This window comes from Sulfuricurvum sp. RIFCSPLOWO2_12_FULL_43_24 (assembly GCF_001829605.1).
GTDB lineage: Bacteria > Campylobacterota > Campylobacteria > Campylobacterales > Sulfurimonadaceae > Sulfuricurvum.
Genome location: NZ_MIBT01000128.1, coordinates 1 through 10,790 on the forward strand (window position 1 = coordinate 1; position 10,790 = coordinate 10,790).

Genomic DNA, 10,790 nt, shown 5'->3' on the forward strand with positions numbered 1-10,790 from the left:
TGTAATATAGAGCGGCTAATGCAAAAACAGAACCTAAAAGAGTTGTAATCATCCCTAAAGAGAGACCTAAAACAGCTAAATAACCGATTAACAAGGATACAAAAGCCCCTACCCCTAAAAAAATCATGTCGTTATACGCAATAACACGCCCATAAAAATCACTATGGGTATGGTGTTGCAATAAAGTATACGTATACGACCACAGTGTTGTCGTCACGAATCCGACACCGACGGAAGCAATGATCGAGAGATAAAAATTGTCAATGACGATAGCCCAAAAAATAATGGCAACTGCTTCAGCGACAAATAGCCATCCCAAACGTCTATTATTAATCCAATGCCCCAATACCATCGGACCGATCACCAATCCCAATGCACGAGCAGCATTAAGCAAACCGATCCCTAAAGATACTGCTATGATTTGAGAATAGAAATGTTTCGCGGCCAATGCCACCAAAGCATCAAAAGCAGTAACCCCGAGAATAGCATGAAGTATCATCAAATGCAAAACAATAGGATGAGCACGTATATAGATAAATGCTTCTTTCATCATGGCACTTAATTTGTCACTATTTTTCGACAATTCAATCTCTATCTTAATCGTAGAAGCCAAAATAAGTACTATAGCGAATAATCCGGCATCAAGTAAAAAAGCGGTGGTTGTCCCCACCCAATAAACAACTAATCCGCTTAAAGCCATCCCAAACGTGTAGGACAAAGACCAAATAATCGAGTGGATTTCATTGGCAGTTTGAAGTGATTTTCCTTCCAAAATACGTGGCAATAACGACATTTCAACGGTAAAATGAAAACTCGAAGCCCCCATTCGAATAAATACTAAAGCATAAAGAAACCATAACATCTCTACATTATCGATGCTAATCAACGAAAGAGTACATACAATCTCTATTATAGTCAAAATGATCATTAATCGTTTGGGGTGAATGCGATCGAGAATAACACCGCTTAAGGGTGCTTGAAAGACTCCGGGTAAAAAATGCAGAGCTGCCACCAATGCTATCGTCGCTGCGTCAGCACCCATTTCGATCAAGAGGGTATAGATAGCAACGTTACTAAACCACGCTCCAAAATATGCAAGCAATTGGATTAAAGAGAGACGTCGTAAAAGCGGTTCATGGCGCAAAAGGGTTAAATAGCGTTTCATAATCGCAAGATTATCATGCGAGTCATTAAAGTTTTTATTTTCGTTGACGATTTAGGGGTAGTAATTGTCTCATATCTTTCATTAGGAGAATTCAAATGGAAATTTTACAAACAACTGCCAAAATGCAGCAAAGTCAAACCTCCATGCCAAAACCTGCCGCAACAGAGTTGCAAAGTACTCAAAGTATTCAGCAAATACAGAAAGCACAAATTAATCAAGACAAAGTTGCTGAAATCAACACTAATGAGAAAACAACAAAAGTTGATTCTCAAGAACAAATGGATAAACTGATTGATCAACTGAATCGTTCACTTGATCCGTTCAATACCTCTTTAAAATTTGGTTTTGACAACTCATCGGAAGATTTTTATGTCTCCGTTATTGAAACTAAAAGTAACCGTATGCTCAGACGATTTCCGATTGAACAGGCAGAGCAACTCTTACCAAAAATGCAAGAAGTTAACGGATTATTGTTTGATCAAAAAGGCTAATCAGCCTCAAACTCTATTTATTAATTATTTATTCGATTAAATCAAAGGGATTTTTATGCATACCAATCTTGCTTACAATGCTTATACTCAAAACAATATCGGGGTTGAGTCACCTGAAAAATTGATTCAAATGATGTATGAGGGAGTATTACGCTTCAACATGCAGGCTAAACGCTCTATCAGCGATCATGATATTGAGAGACGTACATACTGGATCAACCGATCCAATGCCGTTCTAACAGAATTAATAAATATTTTGGATTACAATCAAGGTGAAATTTCTCATTATCTTTCAGCTCTTTATACCTATCAGCTTCGTCTTCTAACTGAAGCGAATCTCTACAATGACAGCACTAAACTAGATGAAGTTAATCAAGTATTCAAAGGGCTTTTAGAAGCATGGAAAGAGAGTACCAATGTGGTTAACCAAGCTTAAAACAGCTTTGGTTCTTGAAGAGACTGATCGCATCTCAACTTTGCTTGATGAGATGCCTCAATTTGACACTATTGAACAAATGGAAGAGGCGGCATTCCTTCTTCAACAAAGTAAAACGCTCTTGGAAGAAAAGAAAATGCAAACAGCTCAAACACTTCAACAACTCAAAAATGCACTTGATTTTCTCAAATCTACCCAAGAAGAACCTCCATCTTCCCTAAATCTCAAATTTTAACCCTTTTCTCACCCTTTTTTTGATAAAATCGCGTCATTCACTCTACACCATAGTGGAGTATGGGTATCAATGATAAGGATGCATGTATGAAAAAAGAGGTTAAAAAAGTAGTTCTCGCCTATTCCGGCGGATTGGACACAAGTGTTATTTTAAAATGGCTCCAAGATGAGTACAAATGTGAAGTTGTCACTTTTACCGCCGATATCGGTCAAGGCGAAGAGGTAGAACCTGCTCGTGCCAAAGCGATCAGTCTTGGAATTAAACCTGAAAATATCTATATCGAAGATTTACGTGAAGAATTTGTACGTGACTATGTATTCCCAATGTTCCGTGCCAATGCGATTTATGAAGGAGAATATCTTTTAGGAACTTCTATTGCACGTCCTTTGATTGCAAAACGCCAAGCCGAAATTGCTCGTATTACAGGTGCCGATGCAGTCAGTCACGGTGCAACAGGGAAAGGAAACGACCAAGTCCGCTTTGAGATGGGATATTTAGGTCAAAACAGTGCGTTGACCATTATTGCCCCATGGAGAGAATGGGATTTGAACTCACGAGAAAAGCTCCTTGCATATGCTGCCGAACATGGGATCAAAATTGAAATGAGCGGTAAAAAATCCCCGTATTCAATGGATGCCAATCTTCTTCATATCTCGTATGAGGGGGGGATTCTTGAAGATCCGGCATCTGAGCCGGAAGAGAGTATGTGGCGCTGGACGGTATCTCCTCAAAATGCACCGGATGAGGCTGAATACATCGAAATCGGCTATGAAAAAGGGGATCCTGTCAGCTTAAACGGTAAAGCACTTTCACCTGCCGTAATGCTAGAACAGCTCAATATCATTGCAGGACGCCACGGTATCGGACGTGCCGATATCGTTGAAAACCGCTTTGTCGGAATGAAAAGCCGTGGATGTTACGAAACTCCGGGTGGAACCATCATGATTAAAGCTCACCGTGCCATCGAATCACTCACACTTGACCGTGAAGAAGCTCATCTAAAAGATGAGTTGATGCCGCGCTACGCGAAACTTATTTATAACGGTTTTTGGTTTGCACCTGAGCGTGAAATGTTGCAAGCGGCTATCGATAAAACGCAGCAAAATGTTCGCGGCAGTGTTCGATTGAAACTCTATAAAGGAAACATAATGGTTGTCGGACGCAGTTCAGACCTCTCATTATTCAACCCTGAATATTGTACCTTTGAAGAAGACTCTGTTTATGATCAAAAAGATGCGGGTGGATTTATCAAACTCAACGCTCTACGCTTTATCATTGCCGGTAAAGCACGAAAAAACAAATAAGGAAATTCGAGTATGAGCATCATTAAAATAGATATGAATTCCGATGAATTCCAAGCGGAACTCGAAAAAACGATCAAATTTACCGATAAAGTAATCAGCCAATTCAATTGGGCTTACAATCCTCAAGAAGAGATCAACGAAGGGGTACAACTTGGGCTTGCTCGTAATAAAATGATGTACAGCAAACGTTTTTGTCCTTGTTATATGGTTGAAGAAGTGGATGGGAAATATCAAAGTACCGATAATAGACTCTGTCCTTGTACAACGGCTATTGAAAAAGAGCTGCCTGAAGAAGGGGTATGCCACTGTCAAATTTTTTGTACGCCTGAATATGCGGCAGCAAAACGTATGGAAATGGGAATCGAAGAGGTTACCCATCAACATTCACGCGGCTTGACGAAAGAAGAGTGTGAAATGCTATTGACCAAAAGTGATATTGACAGCGATGAACTCACTTCTCTTTTCGAAGCACGTGAGCTTGGTATGGTCAAATTTAAAGTGGTTGACGTTCGCGAATGGATGGAGTGGAAAATGGGACGTATTGCCGGTGCCGATGTATTGGTTCCAACCAGCAGTTTCTTCCAAACACTCACAGAATCTAAATTAGAAAAAGATGAAAATATTATTGTTTATTGTCACGTTGGTAGCCGAAGTGCTCACTGTCAACGTATATTGCACGATATGGGCTATAGCAAAGTTTCCAATCTTGCACACGGTATCGTCTCTTACGGCGGCGTAATCGTTCGCGGTTAATTAAGGATTATAAATGAAAGTATTATTGACCAAAGATGTCAAAGGGGTCGGAAAAACCGGTGAGATCAAAGATGTAGCCGACGGATACGGTAAAAACTTTTTAATCGGAAAAGGGCTCGCCCTTGCCGCTACCAATGAAGTTTTAAAAAAATATGAGTCGGATCAAAAGAAAAAAGCTGCCCATGAAGCGGCTGAAATTGAACGTCTTAACACAATTAAAACTCAGTTGGCTGATATTAAAGTGGTTATCACCAAAAAACTTGGCAATACCGGTCATATTTTTGGTTCAGTCACTAAAGATGAAATTGCAGACGCATTAAATTCTCAACACCATATCCAAATCGACAAGAAAGAGCTTGATGCAAAACACGGAATTAAAACAACCGGATTACATGAACTTGATCTAAAACTCGGTCACGGTATTCATGCAACACTTCATCTTGAGATCAAAGGTGAGTAAAGCTGGCTTTGTTGCTCTCGTAGGGCGCCCAAATGCGGGAAAAAGCACTCTCATGAACTGGATTTTGGGTGAAAAAATTGCTCTTGTCAGCCAAAAAGCCAATGCAACCCGTAAACGTTCCAACGCTATCGTTATGCACAATGACGATCAGATTATTTTTGTTGATACTCCCGGGCTCCATCAGGCTGAAAAGCTCCTCAATCAGTACATGCTTGAAGAGGCACTTAAAGCCATCGGGGATTGTGACGTTGTCGTTTATCTGGCACCGGCATCCGATAAAACAATCCATTATGAAAAATTTTTGGAAATCAACTCCGATAAACGTAAGCATATTATTGTTTTGAGTAAAATTGATCAAATTTCGCAAGCTGAACTCCTCAAAAAAATCGGTGAGTACAACCGTTTTAGTGACCATTTTCTAGCCCTTATTCCGATGTCTGTCAATAAAAATGTCGGAAAAAAAGACCTGCTCGACACCATTGTCAAACATCTCGATGAATCTCCTTATCTATACGATCCTGAAAACATTACAACCGAAATGATACGTACCATCTATAAAGAGTTCATACGTGAAGCAATTTTTGACAATATCAGTGACGAAATCCCTTATGAGTCGGATGTTATAATCGATAAAATTGATGAAGATGCTCCGGTAGAACATATTCGTGCAACTATTATTGTCGAAAAAGATTCCCAAAAAGGGATCATCATCGGCAAAGGGGGAGCAGCCATCAAACGGATCGGACAAAATGCCCGAGAGAAAATTGAACGCTTAGCCTCCAAACCGGTTTACCTTGAACTTTTTGTTTCAGTTAAAAAGGGATGGACCACCGATAAAAAATTCTTAAGTGATCTAGGATACGAATGGTAAAAGCAATTCTCATTTCGATAGTATCCACCACCCTGCTCTTTTCAGCAGATGCGCTTATGCTCTATAAAAGCGGTGGGAAAAAACTACTCGAAAATGAGATGAACAGCCCATCTTATTGGGCAGGCTCTCTTTTTAATAAAGACCTTCGCTTCGGCTATTTTGAACGTGCTTTCTCACTCTTAACCGTTAGCAAAGAAAAAGGTTCTTTGGAACTCTATACCCCAAATACACGACAACAATTTTCACTAAAAAAACGCTACAGTGCCTTCACGGGTAAAAATGGAGGAGATAAATACATTGAAGGTGATTTAAAAACGCCTATCGGTATTTATACCCTTACCGAAAAGAAAAAAACCGTTGATCCTTTTTATGGGCCCATGGCATTTGTAACTTCATATCCTAATTTGTATGACCGTATCCGTGGTAAGAGCGGGGATGGCATCTGGGTACACGGCGTTCCCTTGAATGGCTCACGTGATCCATTTACCAAGGGATGCATAGCTATCAACAATAATGATCTTTTACAACTTGATAAAAGTATTAATCCCTCAAATACCCTGTTAATAATCGACTCTTCTTTGAAGCAATGGGTAAGCCCTACTGCATATTCTGCTATTTTAGCGTCACTCTATCAATGGAAATCGGCATGGGCATATAACGATCTTGACACTTACCTTTCTTTTTATGATTCTTCTTTTCGACGTGCTGACGGGATGAATTTCAATCAATTCAGATCCTACAAAGAGCGTATCTTTGCCAAAGATGAAAGCAAAAGTATCGTTTTCAATGATATCAACATTATCCCCTACCCCGGAGAAAAACGAAATCTTTTTTGGGTGACATTTAATCAACTCTATCTTAGTGAAAGCCACCGATATGAGGGAGAAAAATCTCTTTTAATCCGATTAAACGGTGATCAATCCGTATCTATTTTAACCGAAGAATAGATTATGACTTTTGGCAAAATAGTCATTGCTGTTTTTTTGTGGTGTAACTTGAATGCATACCCTTTCACCCTTATCAAAAAAGAAACGGATATTCTTCACACACCTACCCTTCTGGTTATAGGAGGTATTCATGGAAATGAGCCCGGAAGTTATTTCGCAACCGCATTACTCTCACAATATTATACGATCAAAAAAGGGAACCTTTGGATCGTCCCCGACCTAAATCAGCTGAGCATCCAAAACAATAGCCGTGGCGTAAATGGTGATTTGAACCGAAAATTCGCCGAGATTGATCCACGTGATCCTGATTATAGCATCGTTAAAGATATTCAAACTATCATCAGAGAACCTCAAGTCGGACTTATTTTAAATCTTCATGATGGACATGGGTTTTACCGTAAAGAGTACCAAAATACCATTTTTAACCCTAATGCATGGGGACAAACATGCGTCATTGATCAAAATACGCTCGATGACACTCATCCATTTGGCAATCTCAATGAAATTGCTTCCAAGGTGCGTCATAGACTCAATGGAAATTTAATAGAGAACTACCATTTATTTGATGTCCGTAATACCAATACCCGTTTCGATGATGAAGCCATGAAACACTCTCTGACCTACTTTGCCGTTACCCATAATAAACCCGCATTTGCTATTGAAACCAGTAAAAACCTACCGACCCTTCATCATAAAGTTTTTTATCAGCTGCAGGCTATTGAGGGCTATATGAAAATCATGGGAATTGAATTCGAGTCTTCTCTCGAATTAAACCCTGATATCATCGAGAAGATTCTTCAAAATCATGGGTCTTTAACCATTAACAATAATCTTTATTTAAATTTGAAAGATTTAAAAAACAGTTTAAGTTTCATTCCGCTACAATCGAAACAGAACGATTTTGAGTTTTCCCATCCGCTTGGGAGTGTTCGGAGAAATCAGCAACATTATGATCTTTTTATCGGTAACCAAAAGATAAGTACTCTTATTCCAAGTTATTATCCGAAAGAGAAATGTTCTGATCTTATTACTGTTTTAATTGACGGAAAATATGAGCAGATGACATTTGCTAAAGATTTTTTTGCAACGGCCGATTTTAAAATCGTTAATCATGATCCGAATACGAGGGTTAATATCATTGGCTTTACGAAAAAAGGAGCCAAGGATGAAAGTAACGTACGTATTACATTAAAAGATTTGGATTCAAAATACGCTATTGATACTTTTCGTAAAAGTTATCGAATAGAGTTTTACCGGCAAAACTGCTTCTGCGGAATGGTTCTTGTACATTTTAAATAGGAAAGAGGATGAGTAACAACCAACAACAAACCTATTCAACCATCGTATCAGCAAACCCTTACAAAGGGGACTACTACAGTGGAACATTTAATACGATATCGAGTACTACTTCTCCTTCTTTTTCAAAAGAGCAATACACTGTCTCTTTTTTAAATACCAAAGGATTTATATCAGCTCTCATCGGTATTAGCAAAAATATCCCGGATGATGATGTTTATGATGCCCTAGAAAATAAAGTATATGAAGAACTAGCGTTGGATATGGCCGTTGAATACCATATACGCTATGTTGAAGCGATCCACAGGAGTACAGAAGGAGACCGCTATTTTCATGTTTTTGTCGTTGATCCGTTAACACTAGAGCAAGAGTATGTCAAAGTAATTGATACCATAAAATACATTGACCAGATTATTCCAGTACCATTGTTATTAAAATCACTTTATGTCAAAGAGTTGATTGATTCTTCCGATGTGCATTGTTTCATTTATTTTCAAGACAATGATGCATTTTTCTGTATTTATAATGAGCAAGAGTTTATCTATGCAAAATCGTTAAAATTTTCTCTTTTACAGATGCATGAACGATTTTGTGAGCTCTTAGGTGAACAAATTGACTTCAATACATTTACGACAATGCTCGCGAGTGACGGGCTAAATATCTCTACCCCTGATTACCAGAAAAATCTTATCAAGTTGTTTGGGGAAATTTTTCTTCATATCAGCGATATTATGGCTTATGCGAAAAGAGCTTATGATATCAAACGATTTGATGAAATTTTCATCGGCACAAGTATAGGAAGTATCCTCGGCTTAGATGAATACGCACAAACCTATTTAGGACTAAAAACAGCTCCCTTCAATTTTGAGTACGGTTTCAATACCAATGGGGCGAACGTAGATCAGATTCATCAATTGATGCACTTGTATGGACGTCTTCAGGCGGAAGAGCGGTACAATTGTAATTTTACGATATTTCATCGGCCTCCGCCATTTGCAAAACGTGAAAGCGGAAAATTAATTTTAGTGGTTGCGGCTTCACTAGCCGGAGCACTTCTCTATCCCGGTGTGTATTGGGGATTATCCTATGTTGAAGAGTTTCACCATGCCGTATTAACAGACGAGTATGCACAAGTGCACATAGACAGAAATGAGAGAGAAGCAATTATCAATCTTAAAACAGCCAATAAAAACGCGGCTCAAGCCCTTTTAGATGAACAGAAAACGGCTTACAAGCAAAAACAAGATACTCTTGTACAAGTTCACGAGAAAAAAGTGGATTACCCTATGAAAGCTAAAATCATGGCTGATTTTACGCGCAGTTTCAATCAGTATCGTGTACAGTTAAAAACAATAGCCTATAGTGAAGACAACATCAGTAAAACTTTTACTTTTGGGCTTACATCAACAAAAACTCAAGACATTACTGCGCTCTTAAAACATTTAACCGATTCTAAACGTAATCAATACGATTTTAATCTTGAATTGATTTCTTACAATGAAGAAGAGAAATCTTATCTCAGTGAGCTCAAGGCGGTAATCAAATGAAATTACAAATCGAAGACTACCTTTATTCCCTAGATCAATCCCTTGCACAAAAGAGCGATCGTGATAAAATGATGCTTTATGTCATGATTTTTGCTTCTTTGTTTGCATTTTCCTACTTATTGTTTTGGGAAAGCTCAGAAGCAAGCTTTAAAGTTTCTCATGAAAAAGCGCTCAAAGTGGAAAATGACCTCAACATAGATAAGCAATATTTGGCGGCAAACCCACCAGAACGGATTACTCAAATTGAACAAGAGACCATGGAAATTGAGAGACAGCATACCCTATACATTCAATATAATACTTATATCAAAGAGCAGTTAGAGCAAATCTCATCTTTGTATTATGATGAAAGAGTATGGGGAGCATATCTTGATTCTGTATCTCGTTATGCACGGACTTACAATGTGAAATTAGCACAATTTGGCAATACGCTTCAAACGGACAATAGCTCTTTCGGGCACGTTTTAGATATTAGGATTGCATCTGAAGGACCCTATAAAAACACCCTTAAATTTATTAATGCCCTTGAACAAAGCCACTTGGTCGTTGATCTTCACAATTTTAATGTTTCCGCTGATGAGAAGCTAAAAAGTGACCTCAATATCTCAGTATGGGGGATTGTACGACAATGAAAAAATACCTACTTTTAGGATTAATCAGTGCTCTTGCACTGAATGGCGCTGTAATTATCCCCACAAGCACGGAGAATATCACTACAGTTCAACCGCATGAAGATAAAGAACTGGCATGGGTAGATGAACAAATTCAAGCTATTTTACCCTCTCGCGTGGGTGTACCGGAGGGTTTTATCAATTCATTGCGTGATCCAATGAAAATGAAAAAGCCTCTTTCGATTGCTACGAATGGCTCAAAACTCCTTGCTCCTCCAAAATTAGGAAGTAGTATCGCCACTCTAAGTCAACCAAAAGTTGTGGAAGAACCTCTACGCCTTTTAGCTGTTATGAACAAAAGTGTCTTAATCACTGGTAAATGGTATAAAATAGGGGATAGTGTTCGAAACTTTACCCTTTCTGAAGTAAAACAAAACTCTGTTTTACTAACCGGGAAAAAAGATCAAAAGCTTATTTTGTTTTTAACCAAACAAAATAATAATATTAAAATCATCACCAAATAGGAAAGTATCATGACATCTGTAATTAAACACCATGCACGAGCGTTTATGTTATCCGTTGCCACGGCTGCCCTTCTATCTCCAACTTTACAGGCAGATTGTAGCTATGAGCTTTTCAATATCTCTTCCGTAAAAGGGACAAGTGTAGGAGAA

The 10,790-nt window shown here is 38.6% G+C and carries 13 protein-coding genes; 12 read left to right on the plus strand and 1 reads right to left on the minus strand.

Annotated elements, in window-relative coordinates; all coding sequences use genetic code 11:
* Positions 1-1,165: MFS transporter (locus tag A3G19_RS12055; protein ID WP_294873105.1), on the minus strand; the 1,165-nt coding region annotated here is incomplete at its 3' end.
* Positions 1,166-1,260: 95 nt separating this feature from the next.
* Here A3G19_RS12055 and A3G19_RS12060 point away from each other — a divergent pair.
* The 12 genes from A3G19_RS12060 to A3G19_RS12115 all read left to right on the plus strand — a co-directional run bounded on the left by A3G19_RS12060 (position 1,261) and on the right by A3G19_RS12115 (position 10,640).
* Positions 1,261-1,656: a flagellar protein FlaG gene (locus A3G19_RS12060; protein WP_015654166.1), complete on the plus strand. Its 396-nt coding sequence runs from the start codon at positions 1,261-1,263 to the stop codon at positions 1,654-1,656.
* Positions 1,657-1,711: 55 nt separating this feature from the next.
* Positions 1,712-2,092, plus strand: coding sequence for a flagellar export chaperone FliS (gene fliS / locus A3G19_RS12065; protein WP_015654167.1), 381 nt, complete (start codon positions 1,712-1,714; stop codon positions 2,090-2,092).
* Positions 2,073-2,327, plus strand: a complete 255-nt coding sequence (locus A3G19_RS12070; protein WP_015654168.1) for a hypothetical protein — start codon at positions 2,073-2,075, stop codon at positions 2,325-2,327. The genes fliS and A3G19_RS12070 overlap by 20 nt, the downstream gene beginning before the upstream one ends.
* 86 nt (positions 2,328-2,413) lie before the next feature.
* Positions 2,414-3,631 (plus strand): argininosuccinate synthase, encoded by a 1,218-nt coding sequence (locus tag A3G19_RS12075; RefSeq protein ID WP_015654169.1) that lies wholly within the window; start codon positions 2,414-2,416, stop codon positions 3,629-3,631.
* A 12-nt stretch (positions 3,632-3,643) separates the two neighbouring features.
* Complete coding sequence (locus A3G19_RS12080; RefSeq protein ID WP_015654170.1) at positions 3,644-4,384, plus strand: ferredoxin-thioredoxin reductase catalytic domain-containing protein; 741 nt, start codon at positions 3,644-3,646, stop codon at positions 4,382-4,384.
* Positions 4,385-4,397: 13 nt separating this feature from the next.
* Entirely contained in the window at positions 4,398-4,844 is a 447-nt protein-coding gene (rplI, locus tag A3G19_RS12085) for a 50S ribosomal protein L9 (protein WP_015654171.1), read from the plus strand.
* Positions 4,837-5,715, plus strand: a complete 879-nt coding sequence (gene era, locus A3G19_RS12090; RefSeq protein WP_015654172.1) for a GTPase Era — start codon at positions 4,837-4,839, stop codon at positions 5,713-5,715. Before rplI ends, era begins: the two co-directional genes overlap by 8 nt.
* Entirely contained in the window at positions 5,709-6,662 is a 954-nt protein-coding gene (locus A3G19_RS12095; protein WP_015654173.1) for a L,D-transpeptidase family protein, read from the plus strand. Before era ends, A3G19_RS12095 begins: the two co-directional genes overlap by 7 nt.
* Positions 6,663-6,710: 48 nt before the next feature.
* A complete protein-coding gene (locus tag A3G19_RS12100; RefSeq protein ID WP_294873107.1) occupies positions 6,711-7,961 on the plus strand; it encodes a M99 family carboxypeptidase catalytic domain-containing protein in 1,251 nt (416 codons plus the stop codon).
* An 8-nt stretch (positions 7,962-7,969) separates the two neighbouring features.
* Complete coding sequence (locus A3G19_RS12105) at positions 7,970-9,505, plus strand: hypothetical protein (protein WP_294873109.1); 1,536 nt, start codon at positions 7,970-7,972, stop codon at positions 9,503-9,505.
* Positions 9,502-10,137, plus strand: coding sequence for a hypothetical protein (locus A3G19_RS12110; protein ID WP_015654176.1), 636 nt, complete (start codon positions 9,502-9,504; stop codon positions 10,135-10,137). Before A3G19_RS12105 ends, A3G19_RS12110 begins: the two co-directional genes overlap by 4 nt.
* Positions 10,134-10,640, plus strand: a complete 507-nt coding sequence (locus tag A3G19_RS12115) for a hypothetical protein (protein WP_294873111.1) — start codon at positions 10,134-10,136, stop codon at positions 10,638-10,640. Before A3G19_RS12110 ends, A3G19_RS12115 begins: the two co-directional genes overlap by 4 nt.
* Positions 10,641-10,790 lie beyond the last annotated feature (150 nt).